At 65.4% G+C, this 24,185-nt stretch carries 22 protein-coding genes; 6 read left to right on the top strand and 16 right to left on the bottom strand.

What is annotated here, in order from left to right; all coding sequences use genetic code 11:
- Nucleotides 1–53 precede the first annotated feature (53 nt).
- Together NY023_RS13740 and NY023_RS13735 are read left to right on the top strand one after the other, a co-directional pair.
- A complete protein-coding gene (locus NY023_RS13740; protein WP_044047034.1) occupies nucleotides 54–872 on the top strand; it encodes a helix-turn-helix transcriptional regulator in 819 nt (272 codons plus the stop codon).
- Between the two features lie 200 nt (nucleotides 873–1,072).
- Entirely contained in the window at nucleotides 1,073–1,687 is a 615-nt protein-coding gene (locus NY023_RS13735) for a LysE family translocator (protein ID WP_013972548.1), read from the top strand.
- Here NY023_RS13735 and NY023_RS13730 read toward each other — a convergent pair.
- On the bottom strand, nucleotides 1,653–2,360 hold the full coding sequence (locus NY023_RS13730; RefSeq protein WP_013972547.1) for a metallophosphoesterase: 708 nt from the start codon (nucleotides 2,358–2,360) through the stop codon (nucleotides 1,653–1,655). The genes NY023_RS13735 and NY023_RS13730 overlap by 35 nt on opposite strands.
- A 75-nt stretch (nucleotides 2,361–2,435) precedes the next feature.
- Here NY023_RS13730 and NY023_RS13725 point away from each other — a divergent pair, with 75 nt between their 5' ends.
- From NY023_RS13725 to NY023_RS13715, 3 genes are all read left to right on the top strand, one after another.
- Entirely contained in the window at nucleotides 2,436–2,951 is a 516-nt protein-coding gene (locus tag NY023_RS13725; RefSeq protein ID WP_015270245.1) for a DUF3016 domain-containing protein, read from the top strand.
- 76 nt (nucleotides 2,952–3,027) lie between these two features.
- A complete protein-coding gene (locus NY023_RS13720) occupies nucleotides 3,028–3,771 on the top strand; it encodes a carbon-nitrogen hydrolase family protein (RefSeq protein WP_013972545.1) in 744 nt (247 codons plus the stop codon).
- A complete protein-coding gene (locus NY023_RS13715; protein ID WP_013972544.1) occupies nucleotides 3,768–4,010 on the top strand; it encodes a hypothetical protein in 243 nt (80 codons plus the stop codon). The genes NY023_RS13720 and NY023_RS13715 overlap by 4 nt, the downstream gene beginning before the upstream one ends.
- A gap of 3 nt (nucleotides 4,011–4,013) precedes the next feature.
- Here the strand turns inward: NY023_RS13715 and NY023_RS13710 are convergent, their stop codons facing one another.
- The 8 genes from NY023_RS13710 to NY023_RS13675 form a co-directional block, all read right to left on the bottom strand.
- Nucleotides 4,014–4,514 (bottom strand): methylated-DNA--[protein]-cysteine S-methyltransferase, encoded by a 501-nt coding sequence (locus NY023_RS13710; RefSeq protein WP_003258793.1) that lies wholly within the window; start codon nucleotides 4,512–4,514, stop codon nucleotides 4,014–4,016.
- An 859-nt stretch (nucleotides 4,515–5,373) separates the two neighbouring features.
- A complete protein-coding gene (locus tag NY023_RS13705; RefSeq protein WP_024087054.1) occupies nucleotides 5,374–7,014 on the bottom strand; it encodes a fatty acid--CoA ligase in 1,641 nt (546 codons plus the stop codon).
- An 11-nt stretch (nucleotides 7,015–7,025) separates the two neighbouring features.
- Nucleotides 7,026–8,804: an acyl-CoA dehydrogenase C-terminal domain-containing protein gene (locus NY023_RS13700; protein WP_013972542.1), complete on the bottom strand. Its 1,779-nt coding sequence runs from the start codon at nucleotides 8,802–8,804 to the stop codon at nucleotides 7,026–7,028.
- Nucleotides 8,797–11,262: an efflux RND transporter permease subunit gene (locus NY023_RS13695; protein WP_013972541.1), complete on the bottom strand. Its 2,466-nt coding sequence runs from the start codon at nucleotides 11,260–11,262 to the stop codon at nucleotides 8,797–8,799. The genes NY023_RS13700 and NY023_RS13695 overlap by 8 nt, the downstream gene beginning before the upstream one ends.
- A gap of 15 nt (nucleotides 11,263–11,277) precedes the next feature.
- A complete protein-coding gene (locus NY023_RS13690; RefSeq protein WP_044047033.1) occupies nucleotides 11,278–12,273 on the bottom strand; it encodes a WD40/YVTN/BNR-like repeat-containing protein in 996 nt (331 codons plus the stop codon).
- Between the two features lie 21 nt (nucleotides 12,274–12,294).
- Entirely contained in the window at nucleotides 12,295–13,653 is a 1,359-nt protein-coding gene (locus tag NY023_RS13685) for a DUF1329 domain-containing protein (RefSeq protein WP_013972539.1), read from the bottom strand.
- A 38-nt stretch (nucleotides 13,654–13,691) separates the two neighbouring features.
- The gene (locus NY023_RS13680; RefSeq protein ID WP_013972538.1) at nucleotides 13,692–15,647 is read right to left on the bottom strand and encodes a DUF1302 domain-containing protein; all 1,956 of its coding nucleotides are present in this window, start codon (nucleotides 15,645–15,647) and stop codon (nucleotides 13,692–13,694) included.
- A gap of 74 nt (nucleotides 15,648–15,721) precedes the next feature.
- Nucleotides 15,722–16,300, bottom strand: a complete 579-nt coding sequence (locus tag NY023_RS13675) for an RBBP9/YdeN family alpha/beta hydrolase (protein ID WP_013972537.1) — start codon at nucleotides 16,298–16,300, stop codon at nucleotides 15,722–15,724.
- A gap of 207 nt (nucleotides 16,301–16,507) precedes the next feature.
- Between NY023_RS13675 and NY023_RS13670 the strand changes: the two genes are divergently transcribed.
- The gene (locus tag NY023_RS13670) at nucleotides 16,508–17,518 is read left to right on the top strand and encodes an AraC family transcriptional regulator (protein ID WP_044047032.1); all 1,011 of its coding nucleotides are present in this window, start codon (nucleotides 16,508–16,510) and stop codon (nucleotides 17,516–17,518) included.
- 156 nt (nucleotides 17,519–17,674) lie between these two features.
- On the opposite strand, the gene NY023_RS13665 is transcribed toward NY023_RS13670, so the two are convergent.
- The 7 genes from NY023_RS13665 to NY023_RS13635 form a co-directional block, all read right to left on the bottom strand.
- Nucleotides 17,675–18,688 (bottom strand): YeiH family protein, encoded by a 1,014-nt coding sequence (locus NY023_RS13665; protein ID WP_013972535.1) that lies wholly within the window; start codon nucleotides 18,686–18,688, stop codon nucleotides 17,675–17,677.
- On the bottom strand, nucleotides 18,685–19,011 hold the full coding sequence (locus NY023_RS13660) for a Rieske (2Fe-2S) protein (protein ID WP_013972534.1): 327 nt from the start codon (nucleotides 19,009–19,011) through the stop codon (nucleotides 18,685–18,687). Before NY023_RS13660 ends, NY023_RS13665 begins: the two co-directional genes overlap by 4 nt.
- On the bottom strand, nucleotides 19,008–19,661 hold the full coding sequence (locus tag NY023_RS13655) for a DsbA family oxidoreductase (RefSeq protein WP_013972533.1): 654 nt from the start codon (nucleotides 19,659–19,661) through the stop codon (nucleotides 19,008–19,010). Before NY023_RS13655 ends, NY023_RS13660 begins: the two co-directional genes overlap by 4 nt.
- Nucleotides 19,658–20,971 (bottom strand): MFS transporter, encoded by a 1,314-nt coding sequence (locus tag NY023_RS13650; RefSeq protein WP_013972532.1) that lies wholly within the window; start codon nucleotides 20,969–20,971, stop codon nucleotides 19,658–19,660. Before NY023_RS13650 ends, NY023_RS13655 begins: the two co-directional genes overlap by 4 nt.
- Nucleotides 20,972–21,191: 220 nt before the next feature.
- Entirely contained in the window at nucleotides 21,192–22,244 is a 1,053-nt protein-coding gene (locus tag NY023_RS13645) for a 3-keto-5-aminohexanoate cleavage protein (RefSeq protein ID WP_013972531.1), read from the bottom strand.
- Between the two features lie 54 nt (nucleotides 22,245–22,298).
- Nucleotides 22,299–23,147: a TauD/TfdA dioxygenase family protein gene (locus NY023_RS13640; protein WP_013972530.1), complete on the bottom strand. Its 849-nt coding sequence runs from the start codon at nucleotides 23,145–23,147 to the stop codon at nucleotides 22,299–22,301.
- Between the two features lie 13 nt (nucleotides 23,148–23,160).
- Entirely contained in the window at nucleotides 23,161–24,141 is a 981-nt protein-coding gene (locus NY023_RS13635; RefSeq protein ID WP_013972529.1) for a quinone oxidoreductase family protein, read from the bottom strand.
- Between the last annotated feature and the right edge of the window lie 44 nt (nucleotides 24,142–24,185).

Genomic DNA, 24,185 nt, shown 5'->3' with positions numbered 1-24,185 from the left:
CTGTATGGGTGCGCGGCGCCTGATAAGCTGCCGGGCATATCGAGGACCCTGTGATGCCCCGTTCCCATGCCGCGCTGTGGCGCGACCCGGCCCTGCCGCATGTCGAAAGCCGCCGCGCCTGCCATAGCCGCGCCTGCTACAAGGCCCACAGCCACCCAACGTTTTCCATCGGTGTGGTGGATGCCGGCCACAGTCATTTCACCGGTGCCGGCAACGGCCAGCAACGCCTGACGCCTGGCACTCTGGTGCTGGTCCCGGCCCGCCGGGTACATGCCTGCAACCCCGAGCCCGGGCAGGCGTGGAGCTACCAGATGCTGCATGTGGATGCCGACTGGCTGGCACAGCTGCACCTGGAGTCCGGGCTGGATGGTGCCGGGCCCGGCGAGCCGGCACGTATCTGCCAGGTGCCGGAGGTGTATCGGCAGTTCTGCGAACTGAACAGTCTGCTGTTTTCCAACGCCAGCAATGGTGAGAAGGATGCCGCGCTGATTGCCTTTCTGGGTGACCTGGACTTTGCCAGGCACGCGCCGCTGGCACCGGCACCGGCCCTGGGGGTGACCGCGTTGAGTGGGCTGATTGCGCACATCGAAGGCCAGGACCCGGCGCAGTTGAGCCTGGCGGTACTCGCGCGGGAGGCCGGGCTTGGGCGCTACCAGTTGATTCGCGCATTTCGCGCGGCCACCGGGTTTACGCCGCATGCCTACCTGCTCAATGCCCGGGTCAACCGTGGGCGCCAATTGTTGGGTGAAGGGCAGGCCCTGGCGGAGGTGGCCTATCGGCTCGGTTTTGCCGACCAAAGCCATTTCCAGCGGGTGTTCAAGGCCCATGTGGGGGTGACACCGGGGCAGTATCGGGACTTGCACAGCCTCTGAGACCATGGGGGCGCTGTGCGCCCCTTTCGCGACACAAGGCCGCTCCCACAAGGTGCTGCGTACGCCGTTCAATGTGGGAGCGGCCTTGTGTCGCGAAAGGGCTGCGCAGCAGCCCCGGCAATGGGCCTGCAATATTGTTCAATACGGCATGAGCGCCGAAGGGCAGAGTCAGGCTTTTCCTCCAGAGCAGCCTCACCCCAATGCAACAGTTCCTGATCATCGCCCTCGCCCACTTCCTCGCCCTGCTCTCTCCCGGCCCGGACTTCTTCCTGGTCGCACGCACTTCGGTCAACGCTGGCTGGCGCGTCGCGAGCGGCGCCTGCCTGGGTATCGCCCTGGCCAATGGCGTGTTCATCGCCATGGCTTTCACCGGTTTGTCGGTGCTGCAGGAAGGCAGCCTGCTGTTCACCGCCCTGCAACTGGCCGGCGCCGGCTACCTGCTGTACATCGGCACCCTGTTCCTGCGCCATGCCGGGCAAACCAGCCTGGGCACAGTCGCTGGCAAACAGACCGCCCATGGGTGGTGGCGGGGATTGGGCATGGGGTTCCTGTCCGGCATCCTCAACCCCAAGAATGCGCTGTTCTATGCCAGCCTGGTCAGCATGGTCGCCAGCGCCAGCTTTGCCTGGAAAGCAACCTGTGCCCTGTGGATGTTCAGCATTGTGCTGCTGTGGGACTTGCTGGTTGCCGTGGCCATCGGCAACTCGCTGGTGCTGCGGCGCTTCGCCCGCAGCCTGCCCTGGCTGGAACGGGCCTCCGGGGCCATGCTGGTGCTATTGGCTATGGCACTGTTGTTTCACCTGGCCTGGGGCTGACCAGTTGCAGGGTGCGCATGTCCATCAAGGTGAAATGGCCACTGGCCCAGCCGCCAGTGTCCAGGTGCCAGACGTTGCCAAGCAGCTTGGCCTCCAGCACCGGTGTGTGGCCCACCAACAAGGCACGCAGGCCCTGCACGGGCGCGGTATCGCCTACCTTCAGGCGCCGCCGCGACCATTGGCACACCTCCCGTACCTGCGGGTCGTCATCCAGTTCCAGCCAGGTCCTCAACACCGTCCAGTCGGCGTACGGGCTGTCGGCATGTAGCAGGCCTACCAGGCCGGCCGCGCTTTCAACCTCTATCGCGATCGGCAGCTGCTCGAAGCGCTCGACGAAACGTAACTGCCGAGCCCTCGGCAGGTCCAGAAACCAGCCCCCCCCGGCGGCGCGATACATGTCCAGATCGAGCCGCCCGCCGCGCACGCGGGTAATCGCCAGGGCCTCATGATTACCTTGCACGGCATGGAACCAGGGCTGCGCCAGCCAATCCAGCGCCGCCTCGCTGTCCGGGCCACGGTCGACCAGGTCCCCAACACTGAACAGGCGGTCCACGGCCGGATCGAACCCCACCCCATCCAGGCATTGCTGCAGGCGCTGGAAGTGACCATGGATATCGCCCACCGCCAGGTCACGCCCACGCAGGTTGGCAATCAGACGCCGAAACCGTGCCATTACAATCTTCCTCTGCTGGTGCCGCCATGCCAGGGGTAAAATGGAGGCACACACAATCTGCCCCGGAGGTGCATCATGCGTACCGCCCTCGTGTGTGCCGTGCTCATGGCGCTGTCTCTGGACAGCATGGCACAAGGTGCCCCGGCCGCGCAGGTCGAGGTACGTTTCGACCATCCGGAAAAATTCCGCGATGCCAGCCTCGACAGCCACGGGTACGAGCGTGGCGCCGACGCCTATGTGATGAAAACCCTGACCCAGTACCTGCAGAAGCTTGGCCAACGCTACCTGCAACCTGGCCAGCAACTGGTCATCGACATTCGCGACATCGACCTGGCCGGGCGTTTCGAGCCCTGGCACAGCCAGGCCTACGATGTACGCTTCATGCGCGAAATCACCTGGCCGACCATCGACCTCAGCTACACCCTCAGCCAACCGGGCAAACCCGACCAGCAGGCGCAGGAAAGGGTCAGCGACAAGATGTACCTCAGCCGCCCGGGCCGGGTCACGAGCAGCAGCGACCGCCTGTATGCCGAAAAGGCCATGCTCGACGACTGGTTCCGCCAGCGTTTCGCCGTCCACCCGGCATCCTGAAAATCCCTTCACTGGTACAGGCGTTGGTGCCGGTAGTATGCTCGGCCCTTCAACCTGAACCAGGGAAGGGCTTTTTATGAAGTTGTGCGCCGTGCAACTGGCGTCGCTCAAGGGCGATGTGCAAGCCAACCTCGAACGCCACCTGGCCTGCATCGAACAGGCCGCGGCCCTTGGTGCCGAACTGGTGGTATTTCCCGAACTGTCGCTGACCGGCTATGAGCCAACCCTAGCGCGCCAGGCCGCCCTGCCAGTCAGTTCGGCACGGCTGGACCCGCTGCAGGCAGCCTGCGACCGGTTTGGTATCACTGTCGCAGCGGGCCTGCCACTGCCGACCCCTGATGGCATTCGTATCGGCATGCCAATCCTCAGCCCCGGTGTACCGCGCCAGGCCTATGCCAAGCGGCGCCTGCATGATGATGAACTGCCCTGGTTCACCCCAGGCGATCAAGCCTTGCTGCTGCAGGTGGGCGCGCACCGGGTAGCGCCTGCGATCTGCTACGAATCGATGTTCATGGCGCATGCGGCAGCCGCGCGGGAACACGGCGCCGACCTGTACCTGGTCAGTGTGGCGAAAACTGCCAAGGGCATTCGCGAGGGTTACTTGCACTACTCCGAGGTGGCTCGAGAGCTGGGCATGGCAGTGTTGCTGGCCAACTGCGTGGGGCCGGCCGACACCTTCATCGGCGCTGGCGGCTCGGCGGCGTGGGACAGCCAGGGGCGCTTGCTGGCCAGCCTGGACGACCACAGCGAAGGGCTGATCGTGCTGAACACCGCCAGCGCCAGTGCCATGGCGGTGTCCTTGGCCCCGCACCCGTCATGATCTATCTGTTCCTGGCATTGCTGAGCTACGCCTGTACCTATTACCTGACGGGGCTGCTCATCCATGGGCAACTGGCCGATGTAGCCGAGGGTTTGCGCCACCGGCCTGATGCGCCGACACCCGGCGAATATCTGCGTGCAGTCAAGCCACATGCGCGCCGGGCCCATCGGCAGTACACCCTGATGGCCGGCTCGGCGTTGGCCCTGCTGGTCTGCCTGGCCGCCAGCTGGTTCTGCTGACATCTACAGGTCCAATGCCAGGCTTTGCCGGCCTTCCAGCGCCAGCAGGTACTGCTTTGCCGCAAGGCCACCGGCAAAGCCGGTCAGGCTGCCAGATGCACCGATTACCCGATGACACGGGGCGATGATCGAAATCGGGTTGCGGCCATTGGCGGCGCCTACCGCACGCACCGCGCTGGGGTTGCCGATCTGTCGGGCGATGTCGCTGTAGCTGCGGGTTTCGCCGAACGGAATCGCCAACAGCGCAGCCCACACCTGACGCTGGAATTCGGTACCGGCAAAATCCAGCGCCAGGTCGAAGCGCTGGCGCTTGCCGGCAAAGTACTCGCCGAGCTGGCGAGCGGTTTCCAGCAGTACCGGGCACTGGTCATCACGGTGCAGGGCACCAAGGCGCACGCGGTTTTCCCGCTCCTCTTCCCAGAGTACGGCTGTCAGGCACTCGCCACGGGCTACCAGGGTCAAGGTGCCGACGGGTGACTGCATGAAGGTGAATGCGCTGGACATAAGCAGGCTCCTGCCAGGTTGCGATCAACCTACTGTACGCATCCCCAGTTCTGCCTGCATCCGCTTTCTTGCTCAGGCAATCACGCAAGCGGAACATCGGCGTCGGCATATTGCCCGGACCAGAGTGCCCTCCACCGCGTCGCCTGCTTCGCAGAACATGCCCGCTCCCACAGGGGCCCCATCAGCTGAAGGAATACGCCATACCTGTAGGAGCGGGTTTACCCGCGAACACCGGCGCAGCCGGTGCCATCCACCGCGTCGCCTGCTTCGCGGGCATGCCCGCTCCCACAGGGACCCCATCAGCTGAAGGAATACGCCATACCTGTAGGAGCGGGCGCGCCCGCGAACACCGGCGTAGCCGGTGCCCTCCACCGCGTCGCCTGCGTCGCGGGTGAACCCGCTCCCACAGGGGCCCCACCAGCTGAAGGAATACGCCGTACCTGTAGGAGCGGGTTTACCCGCGAACACCGGCGCAGCCGGTGCCATCCACCGCGTCGCCTGCTTCGCGGGCATGCCCGCTCCCACAGGGACCCCATCAGCTGAAGGAATACGCCATACCTGTAGGAGCGGGCGCGCCCGCGAACACCGGCGTAGCCGGTGCCCTCCACCGCGTCGCCTGCTTCGCGGGTGAACCCGCTCCCACAGGGGCCCCACCAGCTGAAGGAATACGCTGTACCTGTGGGAGCGGGTTTACCCGCGAACACCGGCGCAGCCGGTGCCATCCACCGCGTCGCCTGCTTCGCGGGCATGCCCGCTCCCACAGGGGCCCCACCAGCTGAAGGAATACGCCATACCTGTAGGAGCGGGCGCGCCCGCGAACACCGGCGTAGCCGGTGCCATCAGCCGGCCCTGCCTGCATTCAGAGAAATGCCTGGCGGATCCGCTTCTTGTCGATTTTGCCAACGCTGGTCTTGGGGATCTCCTCCACGCAACGCAACTGCCGCGGTATCGCCCATTTGTTCAGGTGCCCGCTGTCGACAAACGGCTGCAGATGCCCTGCCAATGCCGCCTGGTCGAACTGCATTCCGTCACAACGGACCACCAAGGCCAAGGGTTGCTCACCCCACTGCGGGTCCGGGATGCCGATCACTGCCACCGAAGCGACTGCCGGGTGCTGGCTGATCAGGTTTTCCAGCGCCACCGAGCTGACCCACTCGCCTCCGGTCTTGATCACATCCTTGATCCGGTCACGAATGCGCACCACACCCGCAGGGTCGATGCAGGCCAGGTCGCCAGTATGCATCCAGCCCCCCAGCCACAACGCGGCACCCTGCTCCGGTTCGTGCAGATAGCCCTGGGTCAGCCACGGTGCACGCACCACGATTTCACCCAGGCTCTCGCCGTCGCGGGGCACATCAATGCCTTCAGCGTCGACGATGCGCAGGTCCACCAGGGCGATCGGCACGCCAGCATCGATACGCAGCGGCAGTTGTTGCGCCATGGGCAGTGCCAGCAGCTCGGCGCTCAGGTGGGTGATGCTGAGCAGCGGGCAGCTTTCCGACATGCCGTAGCCACAATGCACGCTGATGCCGCGCTCGCTGGCACGCTGCGCCAGGCCCAGGGTCAGGGCGCTGCCGCCCAGCAGCATCTTCCAACCGCTCAGGTCGGCGCGGCGCCCTTCCTCGCTGTCGAGCATCATCTGCAGCACCGTGGGCACGCAATGAGAGAACGTCACGCCCTCGTCGCGGTACAGGCGCACCAGGCGGTTGGGCTCGTAGCGCCCCGGGTAGACCTGCTTGATGCCCAGTGCCGTGGCCACATAGGGCACGCCCCAGGCATGCACATGGAACATCGGCGTAATGGGCATGTACACGTCGCCGCTGCGCAGCAGCGGCACCTCGCCGCAGGCAGCCAGGGTGCCCTGCTCGACCAGGGTATGCAGCACCAGTTGCCGGTGGCTGAAGTACACGCCCTTGGGGTTGCCGGTGGTACCGCTGGTGTAGAACAGCGTGGCCAGTGAGTGCTCGTCGAAATCGGCGAAGTCGAACTGTGGCTCGGCAGCCGCCAGCAGCGCTTCGTACTCACCCAGCAACGGCACATCTTGCGTTGCCGGGCCGCCTTCGCCGAGGCGAATGAAACCCTCGACCGTCGGCAAGTCATCGCGCAGTTGCGCCATCAACGGCAGGAAGTCGTCATGCACCAGTACCAGGCGGTCCTCGGCATGGTTCATGGTGTAGCGCACCTGCTCGGTGGACAGCCGTACGTTTACCGTGTGCAGCACCGCACCCAGCATCGGTACGGCGAAGAAGCATTCAAGGGCCCGATGGCTGTCCCAGTCGAGCAAGGCCACGGTGTCGCCAGGCTTGACCCCGGCGGCGGTCAGCACATTGGCCAGCCGCTGGATGCGTTCGAGCAGCGTGGTGTAGGTGTAGCGCAGCTTGTCGGCGTAGACGATTTCCTGGTTGGGCTGGTAGCGCACGCCCGACAGCAGCAGGCGCTTGATCAGCAGCGGATAGGCGTAGGCCTGCTCGGCCGCAGGCATGATGCGAGTGGTGATCATGTCGGCGGCCTTCACAGTTGCCCGGCCTCGAGCAGGTACAGGCTGTCGCTACCGGCCCTGACGCTGGCGCTCAGCGAATGAATGCGCGGCAGCAGGCGGGCAAAGTAGAAACGCGCGGTGCCCAGCTTGCTCAGGTGGAACGGCTCGGGAGCCGCATGACACTGGCAAACCACGGCCATGCGTGCCCACAGGTAGGCGTAGAAGGTGTAGCCAAACACCTGCAGGTACTCCACCGCCGCCGCGCCCAGCTCACGCGGGTTGCCCTGGGCCCGATCGAGCAACCAGGCGGTCAGCTCGTCGAGGTTGCGCACGGCAGCCAGCAGCGGCGCGCCGAACTCGGCGCACGCCGCGGGCAGCGTCTCGACAAAGGCAGTAATTTCATCGGACACGCTGCGATAGGCCTGGCCGCCATCGGCAAACAGTTTACGCCCCACCAGGTCGAGGGCCTGGATGCCATTGGTGCCTTCGTAGATCTGGGTAATGCGGCAGTCGCGGATCAACTGCTCCTGGCCCCATTCGCGGATATAGCCATGACCGCCCAGCACCTGCTGGCCGTGCACGGTGGTTTCCAGCCCCATGTCGGTTAGGAAGGCCTTGGCCACTGGCGTGAGCAATGCCACCTTGGCCTCGGCCTGGGCGCGTGCGACCGGGGCCTCGCTGTATTTGGCCAGGTCCAGCTGCAGTGCCACATAGGTAGAGAAGGCCCGCCCGCCTTCGTTCAGCGCTTTCATGGTCAGCAACATGCGCCGCACATCCGGGTGGACGACGATCGGGTCAGCGGCTTGCCCCGGCGCTTCGGCCCCCGTCGGCGCACGGCCCTGCTGGCGATCACGGGCATAGGCAATGGCGCCCTGGTAGGAGCGTTCGCCCAGGGCCAGGCCCTGGATACCTACGCCAAGGCGCTCGTAATTCATCATGGTGAACATCGCGTTGAGGCCCTTGTTCGGCTCGCCGACCAGGTAGCCGATTGCACCGTCGAAGTTCATCACGCAGGTGGCCGAGGCCTTGATGCCCATCTTGTGCTCGATCGACCCGCAGCTCACCGCATTGGCCTCGCCCAGCACGCCGTCGGCGTCAACCAGCACCTTGGGCACCAGGAACAGCGATATGCCCTTGGGCCCGGCGGGCGCATCCGGCAGCCGCGCCAGCACCAGGTGGATGATGTTCTCGGTCAGGTCCTGCTCACCGCCAGTGATGAAGATCTTGGTCCCGCTGATGCGGTAGCGGCCATCGGCAACCGGCTCGGCGCGGGTGCGAATCAGGCCCAGGTCGGTGCCAGCGTGCGGCTCGGTCAGGCACATCGAACCGGTCCAGCGCCCTTGGTACATGGGCGGCAGGTACAGCGCCTTCAACGGCTCGCTGGCATGGTTGAGCAGCGCCAGGCAGGCTCCGGCCGTGAGCATCGGGTACAGGCCGAACGACAGGTTGGCGGCATTGAGCATTTCTTCGAGCTGGGCACCGATCACTTTCGGCATGCCCATGCCCCCATATTCCGGGGCACCGGCCACACCCACCCAGCCATCCGCGGCAAATGCCCGGTAGGCGTCGGCGAAGCCATCGGGGGTGTATACCTGGCCGGCCTCCCAGCGGCAGCCCTGCTCGTCGCCACTGCGGTTGAGCGGCGCCACCACCTCGGCAATCAGCCGGCCGGCCTGTTCGAGCACGGCCCGGGCTGTGTCGCCATCGACCTGCTCGGCCAGCGCGGGCGTTTGCGCCCACCAGGCCGGGATGTCGAACACTTCGTTGAACAGAAAATCCATGTCGCGCAGTGGCGGAAGGTAATCAGACATGAGGCGAACACTCGGTTTCTTGGGTTTGCGGAAGCGACGTGGCCGGGGCCTCGGCAGGCGCCGGGGCGGCCTGGCCACGCAGGAGGAAATGCGACAAGGCGGGGATCAACACCAGCGCACCGAGCATGTTCCACAGGAACATGAAGGTCAGCAGCAGGCCCATGTCGGCCTGGAACTTGATCGGCGACCAGGCCCAGCCGACCACACCGGCCGCCAGGGTAATGCCGACCAGCCCGACCACCCGGCCGGTGAAGGCCACGGCTTTCTGGTAGGCCTGGGCCAGGCTCAACCCGGCGCGCTGGTAGTGCAGTTGCACGCTGAGCAGGTACAGCGCGTAGTCCACGCCAATACCTACGCCCAGGGCGATCACCGGCAATGTGGCGACCTTGACGCCAATGCCCATGGCTACCATCAGCGCTTCGCACAGCACCGAGGTGAGCATCAGCGGCAGGATCGCCACCAGCGTCGCGCGCCAGCTACGGAAGGTGAACAGGCAGAACAGCGTGACCGCCAGGTACACCAGCAACAGCATGCGGTGGTTGGCCTCGCGGACCACCACGTTGGTGGCGGCCTCGATGCCGGCGCTGCCGGCGGCCAGCAGGAACTGCTGTTCGGCGCTGCTGTTGGCCTGCGCAAAACGCTCGGCCACGGCGGCCACCTGGGCTAGGGTGTCGGCGCGGTGGTCCTTGAGGTAGGCGATTACCGGCATCAGCGAGCAGTCGTTGTTGAACAGCTCGGGGGCGTTGACCGAGGCCTGCTGGGCGGCGTAGTTGAGCACGTCCTGGTTGCGCTGCAGGCTGTTCAGGCGCGGGTTGCCTTCATAGGTGCCGGCGGTGATCTGGCGCACGGCATTGGCCAGCGACACGGTGGTCTGCACACCCGGCAATTGCTGCAGCTCCCAGGCCAGGCGGTCGGCAAGCACCAGCGTCTGGTATTGCAGGCAGCCTTCCGGCGCGGTCTTGACCATGACCGCGAAGGTGTCGCTGGACAGCGCGTAGTGCTGGGTGATGTAGGCGTTGTCGAGGTTGTAGCGGGAGTCGGCGCGCAGTTCGGGGGCACCGCTGTCGAGGTCGCCGATTTTCAGTTGCAGGCTGCCCCAGATGCCAAGGGCGCCCAGGGCCAGCGCCACCAGCAGTGCGACGCTGGCCCATTTGCGTTCGGTGAAGCGGTCGAGCAGGTCCCACAGCCGGCCGAAACCTCGGTGCTGGGCTGCGCGGGCGTCGATATGCAGGGCCCGCTCGGCAGCCTTGCGGCCAACACCAACATAAGACAGCGCCACCGGCATCAGCAGCAGCGAGGTGAAGATCAACACCGCCACGCCGATGCTGGCGGTGATCGCCAGGTCCTGGATCACCGGGATGTCGATCAGCATCAGCACGGCAAAGCCCACCGCATCCGCCAGCAACGCAGTCACCCCGGCCACGAACAGGCGGCGGAAGGTATAGCGCGCTGCCACTTGGCGGTGAGTGCCACGGCCGATGTCCTGAAGGATGCCGTTCATCTTCTGCGCCGCGTGGGATACGCCGATGGCAAAGATCAGGAATGGCACCAGGATCGAATACGGGTCGATGGCGTAGCCCAGCCAGGCGACGATGCCCAGCTGCCACACCACCGCGGTCAGCGAACACAGCACCACCAGCAGGGTGCTGCGCACGCAACGGGTGTAGCAGTAGATGATCAGCAGGCTGGTCAGCACCGCCAGGGCGAAGAACGCCATCACCTGGATCAGCCCGTCGATCAGGTCGCCCATCAGCTTGGCGAAGCCGATCACATGGATGCGGTACTGGCCGCTGGCCTGGTACTGGCTGCGCAGTTGTTCGAGCTTCTGCGAGAAGGCGTGGTAGTCGAGGCCTTTGCCGGTAGCCGAATCCTGGTCGAGCAGCGGCACGACCAGCATGCTCGACTTGAAGTCGCGCGCCACCAGGCTGCCGACGATGTTGGCGCGCTCGATGTTCTGCCGCAGTTGCTCGATGTCACCCGCAGCGCCCTGGTAGCCGTCGGGCATTACCGGGCCACCCTGGAAGCCCTCCTCGGTCACCTCGGTCCAGCGCACCGCCGGGCTCCACAGCGACTTAACCCAGGCCCGGTCCACGCCCTGGCTGAGGAACAGCTCGTCGTTGATGTGGCGCAGGGTCTGCAGGTAGCCCGGGTCGAAGATGTCGCCCTGGGTGTTCTCCACCACCACCCGCACCGCGTTGCCCAGGCCACGCAGTGATGGGCGGTTTTCCAGGTAGTTCTGGATGTAGGGGTGGCTCTGCGGCAGCATCTTGTCGAAACTGGGGCGCAGCTCCAGGCGGGTCAGCGCCATGTAGCCCAGCACCAGGGTCGCCAATAGCATGCACAGCAGGAACGGCAGGCGATGGTTGAACACCAGGCGCTCCAGGCAATTGCCCGAGCGTGGGTCGAAATCGTCGAGGTTGCGGATTACCGGCAGGGTGTCTTGGCGGGTAGCGGCCATCAGGGTCTTCTCTTGTTATGGGTGCAGCGTGGGGTTACCGGGCTGGTTGCGCACGCCCCGCTCGCCGACCAGTACCAGGCCGTTGCCGGTATCGGTGGCGAGCGCGGTCACCGGGCCACGGGCGCTTTGCGGCACCGGGCTGAAGCTGGCGCCATCATCCCGGCTGAGCAGCAGGTCGCCAGCCTGGCTGGCCAGCCATAGCTGGCCGTCCCGGTCGACACCGGCGGCGGTGAGGCTGGTGTTCACACCCGTGCTGACCGGTTGCCATTGCCGGCCGCCATCGGTGCTGCGGTAGGCATGCCCACGCAGGCCGTAGACCAGCAGTACGCCAGGCTTGCCGACAGCACCGAACAGTGTGCCGGCGTAGGGTGTCTGGACACGGCTGAAGCGCTCACCGTCCTGCTTCAGCAGCAGGCCTTGCTCGCCGGTGATGTACAGCTCGTCACCCACCGCGGCGAGGCTGGTCAGGTGCAGGCCTTGCGGGTTATCGCTGTGGTCGAGCCAGGGCTGCCAGTGCTCGCCGCCATCAACGGTGCGCAACAGCAGGTTGAACACGCCGACCGCATAGCCATTGCGGGCATCGCTGAACCACACGTCGAGCAAGGCATTGTCGCTACCCGTGCCCGGCAGTTGTTCGGCCAGTGCCCGGCCATCCAGCTGCTTTTGCCAGTGCACGCCACCATCGCGGCTGTGCAGCACCACGCCATCGTGGCCAACCGCCCAGCCCAGCTCGGGCGTGGCGAAGCTCACGGCATTCAGGTCGGCGCTGACCGGCACCTGGGCCTGCTGCCAGTGCGCGCCGTGATCGTCGGAGTACAGGATGTGCCCTCGCGGGCCCACCGCGACCAGGCGCTGGCCGGACAGGGTGACATCGCGCAAGGCGCTGCTGGCGACCAGGGCGCTGGGCCTGGCGGGCAGGTCCAGCACATCGGTGAAGGGCGCAGCCTGGGCCGCGCCCTGCAGCGCGGCCAAAGCCAGAACCACCACGCTGCATCGTTTGAAGACAGACATTGCCACCTCTGCTCCGTGCGTTCAGCGAATGCCGTTGCCGGCCAGCGACTCGGGCGACCACTGGGTTTTCGACAGCGGGTCGATATAGCGGATGCCGCCGTAGGCACCGACCACGCCATTGAGGTTATAGGTGCCGCCGATCAGGTCGTAGATCATGAACGGCGTGGCGTCCGGGGTCTGCTTGTCATAGCTCTGGGTGAGGAAGGCGAACGAGCCGCGGTACAGCTGGCCACGGGCGTCGTACTGGTCCGAGGCCAGGGCGATCCAGCTGTCTTCGTCGAGGTAGAAGCGGCGCTTGTGGTAGATATGGCGCGCACCGTCCTTGAGCTTGCCTTCCACCACCCACACCCGGTGCTTCTCCCAACGCACGAACTGCGGCGCCAGGTGATTGGGGGTGATCACCTGCTTGACGTCGGTGTTGTAGGTCAGCTGGTAGGTGTTGTACGGCACGTACATTTCCTGCTTGCCGACCAGGGTCCAGTCGTAGCGGTCCAGCGCACCGTTGAAGACGAACACGTCATCGTAGGTACCCGAACCCGAAGTGCCCGGGTTGGGCGTGTCGTAGGCGAGGTTCGGTGCCAGCTTGACCCGGCGCTGGCCCGGCAGGTACTGCCAGGCACTGCGTGGCTGCACCAGCGGGTTGGCGGCATCGCGCAGCATCATCGCTTCGCCTGCACGGCGTGCGGGCCCGGTGTACACCAGTTTCATCTGGTAGTAAGTGTCCTTGGCACCGATCGGCTTCGTCATGTCCTCGTAGATCGGGTAGCTGATATTGGCCTGGCCGGTGGTCGACAGCGATGGCTTGCCGGCAGCGTCGACGTTCCACGAGTCGTACTTGGCAGCCATGCTCACGCCCTGATAGCGCAGCAGGAAGTTCCACATGGCCTCGGCGCCGTTCTGCGGAATGGGGAACGGGATACCCGGCAGCACGTTGTCCACCGCCGTACCGCCCTCCTTGCTGTTGGCGGCAGTGGCGTTCTTGCGGGTGTTGTCCAGTACCGCTTGCGGCAGCGCCACGCTACGGTGGGTCGGGTATACATCGACGCGGTAGCTGGGGTAGCGCTTGAGCAGTTCCAGGGTGGTGGCAGTCAGCTGGCCCTTGTACTGCTCGGCGTTCTTGCCATCGATGACCAGCAGCGGCTTGTCGCTGGCGAACGGGTCGGGACGCATGCTGGCGCCGCTCTGGTAGCTGGCTGGCGGCGTCAGCAGGCCGCCCTGGTAGGCCGGGATGGAGCCATCGGCATTGCCGGCCTTTTCCGCGCCGATGGCGGTCAGGCTGGTGCCCAGGCGCGCGGCCTGGTCAGTGGAAACGGCGGCCTGGGCAGCATTCAGGGCGGCCAGCGACAGGCACGAGGCCAGCAGGGTACGTACGAAATTCATGATGGTTGTCTTCCTGTGTAGGCTGTAGGAAACATGACTCAGAAGGTCGTCTTGACGGTCAGGTACAGGGCGCCACGGTCCTCGGTGGTGGCACCACCGCCGGAGAAGGAGGCGTAGCCGCCGCCGTAGCAGGTGTAATCCTGTTCGCCGTCCAGGGCGTTGGGGGTGCTGCCGTCGGTCTGGCCGTCCTTGCAGGCCTTGGTCTCACCGAAACTGTCGACGTACTTGAGGTCGATGAAGTACTGGTTGTAGATCGCGGCGCTCACGCCCACCGCATAGTTGCCGGTGTTCTCGGCGCCACCGCCCTGCACCGGCGACACGCCGTCGAGGCCGACGTTGACCGACAGCGGCATGCTCAGGTCCATGCCCGGCAGCACCTGGTACCAGGTAGGGGTGAAGTTGACGGCGATGCCCCAGTTGTCGCGGGTGGCCTTGTCGATGCCGCGGTAGCTGCTCTTGCCCTTGTACAAGGCCTCGTTGTGGCTATCGAGCTTGAGCAGGTTGCTGTAGAACAGCTCGCCAAGCAGGGTTGCCGAATCGAACAGCGGCGTATCGCCAATGGTCATCAGGCCGTTCAAGGTCCAGTGCAAGGTGTCGCCGGTGGCGCTCAGGCCGTCGCCATCCTTGGGCACGTCGTAGATCACCCCGCTGCTGGGCAGGCGTGCCGGCAGCAGGCCGAAGCCGCCGCCCAGGCCACCCTGGCCGGGGGCGCTGACGATTGCCGGGATGCTCGCCAGCGGCATGTTGTGGCGGATGTTCAAGTCGCTGCCGACACTGATGCCGCCTACATCCTTGGACAGGCTCAGGCCATAGATGTCGATGTCGTCGGAGTAGGCGAACTGGTAGGTAGTGCTTTGCAGCGAGTTGTACAGGTTGCCGACTGCGCCTTGGCGGCTGCCCGGCGGGTTGCCGAACGGGCCGTTGGCGACGGTCATGCCGCGCGCGTCGAGCCAGGCCTGCGGGAGGATCTCGGAGGTCTTGCGGTAGTAGAAGCCGAGGGTGCCGCCCAGCCACTCAGGCGACCACTTGGCCATAATGCCCCAGTCGCCGCTCTTGCCTGGGTTCAGGTCATGGCCACGGCGGATGGTGGTCAGCGCACCGCGCACCGGGATCAACCCCGGGGTACCAGTGTGGCCGAGCAGGAAGCTTTGGGCGCCCTCGCCTACCACGTCCGAGCCGCCATAGTAGGTACCGGCTTCGGGCAGGCGGGCGGCGTCCCAGTCGAAGAAGTACTGGGCGCCCAGGGTCAGTTCAGAGTTGACCAGGAACGAGGTCGACAGCTGGTTGCGCGGCACGAACAGCTCCTTGGCCTCGGTGCCCGGCGAAGCGGCCAGCTTGGCCAGGTCGAGGCCCGACTGGCCGTAGCTCAGCGAATGCACCGGGTTGAGCAGGGTTTCACCCCAGAACAGGTTGTGCTGGCCCAGCTTGGCGCTGACCTGCGAGGCCTCGCCGACTTCACGGCTGAAGAACACGAAGGCATCCAGCACTTCACCGGACGGGCCGCTGTAGTAACGCTGGGCGTAGTTGCTCAGGTGCGGGCTGCCCAGCGGCACACCGGTGCCGGGCAGGCCATTGAGGCTGGGGTTGATGCCGGACTGGTCACCGTTGCCGTTGACGAACGGGTTGCTGTTGGAACCGGTGTTGTCATAGGCCTTGTCGTACCAGCTGGCGGTGCTGACGCGGAACCCGGTGTTGCCCTGGTAGACCACATCCAGTTCGGTCAGCAAGTCGACCCGGTTGGTGATGTTGGTGCCGGCCTTGCGGAAGTTGTAGTCACCGTCGTTGCTGTTGGGCGTGCCCAGCATGCGCTTGTCGGCGCTTTCGGTGCGCACGCCGTAGTTGTACTTGACGGTGTTGTCGAAGCGCACGGCCCAGTTTTCATTACCGGTATCGACTTCGAACGCCTGGGCGGCGGGCAGCGTGAGCAGGCCGATGGCGCAGGCAAGCAGGCAGCACTGTGGTTTCACAGCACGGTAAATGCGGTGTTCTGGCATTACGATGGCTCCACGTATTGTTATTGTTTTTTTCGCCGCCCGTCTTTTGCGAGCGTGGCTGGGGCGTCCATGCGCTATTGCAGGTTGGGCTGGTCCAGTCGCTGGATGAACGCCTCGGCCTGCGGCCAGGGGCCGAAGCCGGAGGCCGGGTTGAGGTGGCCGACGGCCCCCAGTGCGACCAGTTCGCTACCCCAGCCATGGGCCAGGGCGCTGGCTGCGGCAAAGCTGGCCAGGTGGTCGTTGCTGCTGGCCGCGACAATGCTGGGGAACGGTAGCGGCGCCTGGGGCAATGGCGACCAGCCGTGCTCGGCCAGGCTGGCCGGGCTTGGGTAGTGGGCCGGCCATGGCGCGTTCAGGTCGGGCGGCGCCGCCAGCAATGCACCCTTGATCGGCCGCCGGTAGCGCGCCGCCCAGTGGGCGACCATCAGCACGCCAGCGCTGTGCGCCACCAGGATCACCTCACCATCGATCTGGTCCAGCTCGCGCTGGATCGCCTCGACCCGGGCTGTGCAGCTCAGGCCGTCGACCTGCAGTGGCGGCACGCTGCGCACCTTGGCCAGGCGGCCTGCGAGCAGGGTCTGCCAGTGTTCGGCAACATGGTCGCGCAGGCCGGGAACGATCAGCACGGTGGCGGTAGTTTGCAGTTTTTCCACGGTGAACCTCGTGTGCGGTGTAGCTCTTGAGGTTCACAGTAAACAGCCCACCCACCGGGTGCTTCACATTGGGCGTCAGGGGCTTTTCATTTGATGACAATGGCCAATACAGGGCTTTGCTTTTCAATTCATGACACGCAGGCTATAAAACACAAAACGCATGTCGGCATACCCAACAACAAGAAACCGCATGGAAAACAACCAAAGATGCCTGCCCTAGTCCGTGCCGCCAGCTTGACCAATTACCTTGAGGTGTCCCGCCACCTGGGCCTCAATCCCCATGCGCTGTTGGCACAGGTTGGCCTCAGCGCCGCGTTGCTCGAAGACCCCAATCGGCGTATTCCGGTTGCCAGCGTCATCGCCTTGCTGGAAGCCTCCGCCAGCGCCACCCGCTGCGAAAGCTTCGGCCTGCGCATGGCCGAGTTGCGGCAACTGTCGGACTTCGGCGAAATAAGCCTGTTGCTCAGCCACCAACGCACCCTGCGTGATGCACTGCAGGTGATCGTGCAGTACCGTCACCTGCTCAATGACGCCCTGGCCATTCATATCGAGGAAGCCGGCAAGACCGTGGTCATTCGCGAGGAGGTGATCAACGAACGCGCGCCCTGCAGCCGCCAGGCCACCGAGCTGGCGATCGGCGTGATGATGCGCCTGTGCGCGGCGCTGCTAGGTGCGCACTGGCACCCGATCAGCGCCAACTTCACCCACGCGCCTCCCGCCGACCTGGCCACCCACCGGCGCATTTTCGGCTGCACGCTGGTGTTCGGCAGCGAGTTCAACGGTATTGTCTGCCCGGCCGCCGACCTCGACAGCGCCAGCCCGCAGGCCAACGAGGCCATGGCGCGCCTGGCGCAGCGCTATCTGGACAGCCTGCCGGCGGGCGGCACGCCGTCCCTGGAGCTGGAGTTGCGCAAGACCATCTACCTGCTGCTACCCATGGGCCGCGCCACCATCGAACAGGTGGCACAGACCCAGGGCATGAACGTGCGCACCCTGCAGCGGCGCCTGGAAGAAAGCGGGTTGACCTTCAAGGACCTGATCAACAGCGTGCGCCGTGACCTGGTGATGCGCTACCTGGAAAACCCCGGCTATTCGCTGGGGCGTATCGCCGACATGCTGGGTTATTCGATGCCCAGCTCGTTCACCCGCTGGTTCATCGCCCAGTTCGGCATGCCGCCGGCCAGTTGGCGGGCACAGCGGGATGATCAAGGGCTTTAGCTTGATCCTGGTACGGCCCGTGTAGGAGCGGCCTTGTGTCGCGACAGGGCTGCGCAGCAGCCCCGGGGGGGGCAGTGCAGACGCCCATATTGCCGGGGCTGCTGCGCAGCCCTTTCGCGACACAAGGCCGCACCTACAATCGACCGCGTCAAGCAGTCAGGCAAGGCCCCAGTGCATCAACGCCAGCACCAAAAGCACAAGAAACACGCTCTCCCCCACCATCAACGCAATGGGTTTCACCCCGACCGAGGCCAGCGCCTTGAGTTGGGTTTTCATGCCCAGGGCACTGATCGCCACCACCAGGCAGCCGCGCGACAGGTCGTTGATACCGCCCTGCACCGCGGCGGGTACCCAGCCTGTGCTGTTGACGCACGCCAGCAGCAGGAAGCCGACCGCGAACCAAGGCAGCAAGGGCGGCCGCTGGCCACCGGCCTTGAGGCCCTGGCGCCGCGTGATCATGGCCGCGCAGACAATGACCGGCAACAGCATGGCCACCCGCATCAGCTTGACCACGGTGGCGATGTCGCCGGTTTCGGTAGACATGCTGTAGCCCGCGCCCACCACCTGCGCCACATCGTGGATGGTCGCACCGAGGAACACCCCGGCCTGCGCTGGGGACAGGTGCAGCCACTGGGCAATCATCGGGTAGAGGATCATCGCCAAAGTCGACAGCGCTGACACGCCGATCACGGTGAACAGCGTTGCATGCTCCTTGCGCGGGTGCTGGGGCAAGGCAGCTACCAGCGCCAGCGCCGCCGAGGCACCGCAAATGGCCGTGGCACCGCCGGTGAGCATGCCGAACAGCCGTGAAAACCCCAGCGCCTTGGCCACCACCACCGAAATCAGGATGGTCACCACCACCAGGGTCACGACCAGGGCCACGGGCTTCCAGCCCAGGCTGGCGATCTGGTCCAGGGTGATGCGCATGCCAAGCAACGCCACGCCCAGGCGCAGTACCGTGCGGGCGGTGAACTCGATACCGGCTTTGCAGGGGCCATCGACCGCGAGAAAGTTCAGCGCCATCCCCAGTAACAAGGCAAACAGCATGACCGGCGCTGCGTAATGCTCACTGAGGAAACTGGCGGCCGCACCGACGATGAGGCTGACCACCACCCCCGGGGCGAGGGTGCGGATACGCTGATGGGTAGCGCCAAGTGCCAGTGTATTCATTGCCCCGCCTCCTCACTGTCAAACACGATATAGACCTGCCCGCCCTGCTGCTCGACCGGGTAGCTGGCAACCTTCAAGGCCCTGGAATTGACCAGGTAGCCGCTGGCCAGGTCAAAGCGCAGGCCATGCGCGCAGCACTGGATGACACGGCCTTCCAGCCGGCCGCCACACAACGATGCGCCCTGGTGCGGGCAGCTGTCGTCAATGGCATAGAGCGAGTCGGCAACGTTGAACAGCGCGACGCTGCGCCCTTCGCAGGCCAACAGCACACGGCCGTCACGCTCCGGCACCTGATGGGGGGCCAATGCAATGCGCCGGGTCATGCCCTCTCAACCTCTTGCAGCGCTTCGGTCATGGCCGCATACAGCACCTCGGCAGGCTGCGCACCTGCAATGAGCGGCCCTTGATTGAAACGGAAACGCGGCACCGCACTGCCCGCGCGCCCTGCCCCATCGAGGAACGGGCTGCCGTCGTCACGCAGGCAGTCGACAACCTGCGCGGCTTCCAGCCCGCAGCACTGCGCGATGTCGAGCAAGGTGCGGCTATCCCCCAGGTCGCGCCCCTGGTGGAAATAGGCGATGAACAGCTGTGCCAGCAAGGCTTCCAGTTGCCCTGCCTGGAGCAACTGAGCAGCACGTTGCAGCAACCGATGGGCATTGCCGGTGTTGGGCATGCGGCGAATACGCGAGAAGTCGATGTCCTCGCCCACCACGCGGGCAGCGGCGCGCACCTGGGCCTGGCGCTCACGTACCGCTTCCTCGCTGCCCAGGCGTTGCAGATAGAAGGCATGGAACGGCACGCCACTGGCTGGCAAGCCCGGCAACAACTGCACACCTCGCCATTGCAGTTGTACCTGCACTTGCGGCTGTTCGCGCTGCAAGTGCAAGAGCGCGGCCTGCAGGTGTCGCTGGCCAATCAGGCACCAGGGGCAGACGAAATCGAAGAACACTTCGACGGACAACAGCTGTTTCACGGTTTCAACTCCCGGGGTGCGGCAGCGTCGCCTGCCAGTGCATGCAGACGCTCCATGTCGCGGTGGTAATGACGTTTGGCAAGGAAAAACACTGCCGCCGCGCCGATGCTCATCAGCGGTACCAGCTGGAAGGCGGCATGCAAGCCGATCAGGTCGGAAACGCGCCCGGTGATCAGCGGCCCGGTCGCCAGGCCCAACAGGTTGTTGGCCAGGGTCAGGGTGGCAAACGCGGTGCCGTGCACCGAGGCGTGGGTGAGGTTGGCGACCATGGCACTGGACGGGCCGTTGGTGCCGGCGGCGATCATCATGCCCAGGCAGATCAGTACCAGTTGGGCGGTGCCGGCCGGCACTGCGAAGGCGATGGACAACAGCGCGCAACTACCCAGGCAGTAGGCGATGGCAAGGCTGATCTTGCGGTCCGGGCGCTGCCGCCCGAGGCGGTCGCAGAGCATGGCGCAGAGGATCATGCCGATGCCGCTGCACAGCACGATGACTGCGGCAATCGCCCCGGCGCGGTCGGTGCCCATGGCGTAATAGCGGTTCAGGTAGCTTGGCATCCACACGATCACGGTGCCGCCGACGAACAGCTGCAGCCCGCTGCCGACGTAGGCCGCGATGACCGAACGGCTGCTGTACAGGGTGCGCAGCGGGCGGCCGGCCTTGCCTTGCAAGTGCTGCGCGCACCGAGGCGCAATACGTGCCTCCTTGACGATCAGCGGGTACAGCATTGCCAGCACCAGGCCGAACAGCGCCATGCCGGCAAATGCCCAGCGCCAGCCCAGGTGCTGGGCCAGTACACCGCCCAGGGCCATGCCCAGCACCGAGCCGAACATGCCACCGGCCATGAACGCCCCGGCCAGGGTCGAGCGCATGTCGCGGGGGAACACGGCGACCACCACGGCGATGCCGACACTGCCGTAGGCAGCCTCGCCCACCCCCACCAGAAAACGCGCGACGAACATTTGCGGGTAGTTTTCCGCCAGGGCGCAGCCGAGGGTGGCCAGGCTCCACAGTACTGCCATCAGCACCAGGCTGCGCACCCGGCCGAAGCGGTCGGCCAGCAGCGACAGCGGGAAGGTCAGCAGGCCGACCATCAGCGCGACGATACCGCTGAGCAGGCCGAGCTGGCTGTCGCTCAATGCCCATTCGCCCTTGAGCAGCGGGAAAACCGCATTGAGCACCTGGCGCGACATGTAGTCGGAGATCAACAGGCCAAAGGTCAGGGCGAAGACCACCCAGGCATAGCGCCGAGGGACGCTGTGGGCGGTGTCGGTGCCGGAATCTTCGGCACTGGCGAGATAGGTGGCCATGTTGCCTCCTTGGGATGTAGGGCGTGAGGTTGTTCTTGTTGTTATGAACTACTGCAAAACCTTGTTCGGTCGCTGTGGGAGCGGCCTTGTGTCGCGAAAGGGCTGCGGAGCAGCCCCAGAAATCAGCGACAGAGCAGTAATTGCTGGGGCTGCTCCGCAGCCCTTTCGCGACACAAGGCCGCTCCCACAAAAAGCATCAAGACCGTGGCACCCTGCTGTATCAGCCGCGCTGCGGCACGCCCTTCACACCCGGCTGGCGATTCGGCGCCATGCCGTTGGCCTCGAGGGTCTGCTCGATGCTGTCGTACTGCTGCCCGATGCGATAAATGGCGCGTGCTTCCTTGCCGCTGGCAATCTCGCGGCCCAGCTCATGGGCCACACGCACGGTCTGCTGGATCTGCTGCACCGAGGTGAAGCGCTTGCCATGCTGGTCGATGATGGTGTCTTCGTTACCGCAGCGTGGGTGCAAGCCCATGGCCAGGGCCATGGTGTTGAACGGCAGCACGTTCTTCAGCAACGATTCGGCGGTCAGGGTGCAGCCGTCCGGCGCGCGGTGGATGAAGTTGAAGAAGTTAAACGGGTTGGGGCCGTCGAAACCGCCGCCAATGCCGATCCAGGTCAGGTTCAGCGGGCCCATGTAGTCACCGCGACGCACGATGCGCTCGAGCGTCTCCAGGGCATGCATGCCGGTCAGCTGGAAATGCGGCTGGATGTTGCTGGCCCGCAGGCGGCGCAGGTGCTCGCGGACCCAGGCTGGGCCGGCCGGCACGGTCATTTCGCTGTAGGCGGCATGAATCGCCGGGCTGGCCAGCGAGGTGCCTTCCAGGTACTCGGGGTACAGCAACTCCATGATGTTCATCTGCGTGGTGTTGATGGCCACGGTCACCTGGTCGGGGCGCGGCGTCAGCTCGGCGAGCATGTGCCGGGTGTCGTCCGACAGCCACTTGGCCGCCTCGCCCTCGCTTTCCGGGGCGAAGGAAATCGATCCGCCAACCTGGATGATCATGTCCGGCACCGCTTCGCGCACCCCGGCGATCAGCTCGTTGAACTTGGACAGGCGCTTGGAGCCCTTGCCGTCCAGTTCGCGCACGTGCAGGTGCAGTACGGTGGCACCTGCATCAAAGCAGTCGACAGCCTTCTGCACCTGCTCGTCCATGGTCAGGGGAATGTCTTCAGGGAAGTCTTCGGGCATCCACTCCGGGCCATAGGGGGCCACGGTGATCACCACCTTTTCCATGTTTTCCGGGTGCAACGAATCGTCGAAGAATTGCATGCTGTAGTCCTCGCTATTGTTATTGTGCGGTTGCCGCCAGCGACGGCGACGAACTCAGAACGTGGGGCTGCCCTTGATCCCGGCGCGCTCCATCTTGCGATGGCACGGCGGGTAGTCCATGACGGCGTAATGCTGTGTGCTGCGGTTGTCCCAGATCGCCACGCTGTTGGGCTTCCAGCGCCAGCGCACCTGGTACTCCGGCAGGTAGGCCTGGCTGATGAGGTAGCGCAGCAGGTCGCTGGCGCCGGGGTTGGCGTCCTGGCCGAAGCGCACCCGCTGCGGGGTGTGGTAGTTGCTGAAATGGGTGGTGAAGGCGTTGACGAACAGCACCTGCTCGCCGGTTTCCGGGTGGGTGCGCACAACCGGGTGCTCGGCATCGGGGAACTGCGCCTTCAGCGCCAGGCGCTTTTCCAGCGGCATGGCAGCGCCAAAGCTCGCCTCGATGCTGTGGCGGGCGCGCAGGCCTTCGATCTTGGCCTTCACATCGCCTGGCAGGTTTTCATAGGCCAGCACCATGTTCGCCCACATCGTGTCGCCGCCCACGGGCGGGCATTCGATGCAGCGCAGCACACAGCCCATCGGCGGGGCCTCGCGCCAGGTGGCGTCGGTGTGCCAGGCATTTTCATAGCGGTCGTTGGGCTGGTCCGGGCGCTTGTAGATCTGTACCAGGCCCGGATGCTCCGGGTCGCTGCCGGCCACCGGGTGGTCCTCCAGGTCGCCGAAGCGGCGGGCGAACGCCACGTGTTCGGCGCGGCTGAAGTGCTGGTCGCGCAGGAACAGCACACGGTGCCGGAGCAACTGCGCGCGAAGCTGGGCGAACAGGTCGTCGTCGTGGATCGCGTCGGCCAGGTTGACCCCACTTACCTCGGCACCGATCGCGCAGGTCAGTTGTTCGATGTGCATGCTGTTGCCCTCTTCAGATGACGAAGATCGACGAGCCGGTGGTCTTGCGCGCTTCCAGGTCACGGTGGGCCTGGACGGCATCCTGCAGTGCGTAGTGCTGGTTGATCTCGATACGGATGCGCCCGCTGCCGACGTGATCGAACAGCTCACCGGCCAGGTCGGCCTTTTCCGCCGGGTCGGCGATGAAGTCGGCCAGTGCCGGGCGGGTGAGCTGCAGCGAGCCCTTGATCGCCAGCAATTGCGGGTCGAACGGCGGGATGGTGCCTGACGCCGTGCCGACGCAAACCATCAGGCCGCGGCGCTTGAGCGAATCGAGCGAGCCCATGAAGGTGTTCTTGCCAACGCTGTCGAACACCACGTTCACCCCCACCCCGTCGGTCAGCTCACGCACGCGCGTGGCAACGTCCTCGACGCTGTAGTTGATGACGTGGTTGCAGCCATGGGCGCGGGCCACTTCGGCCTTGGCCTCGGTGGACACCGTGCCGATCACGTTAAGCCCCAGCAGCTGCGCCCACTGCGCGACGATCAGGCCGACCCCGCCAGCAGCGGCATGCAGCAGCACGCTGTCGCCGGGTTTGAAGTCATGCAGCCGACGCAGCAGATAGGCCGAGGTCAGGCCGCGCATGGTCATGGCAGCGGCGGTTTCGAAGGCGATGGTATCGGGCAGCTTGATCAGCGCGGCCGCGGGGATCAGGCGCTCGGTGCAATAGGCGCCCAGGGTGTTGAGGAAGCCGGTGTAGGTGACCCGGTCACCGACTGCCACCTGGGTCACACCCTCGCCCAGCGCCTCGACCACCCCGGCCGCTTCCACGCCGATGCCGTTGGGCAGCGGGATCGGGTAGGTGCCGTTGCGGAAATAGGTATCGGCGTAGTTCAGGCCCACAGCCACCTGGCGCAAACGCACCTGCCCCGGGCCGGGCTCGCCGACCTCGGCGTCCTCGTAGCGCAGCACCTCGGGGCCACCGGTCTGATGGAAACGTACGACTTTGGACATGCTTGTCTCTCCAATCATCGATCTGGACGCATGGCGTCAGTTCT

Source organism: Pseudomonas sp. NBB (assembly GCF_032701105.1).
GTDB lineage: Bacteria > Pseudomonadota > Gammaproteobacteria > Pseudomonadales > Pseudomonadaceae > Aquipseudomonas > Aquipseudomonas asiatica.
This window is presented reverse-complemented; position numbering and strand designations above follow the sequence as displayed.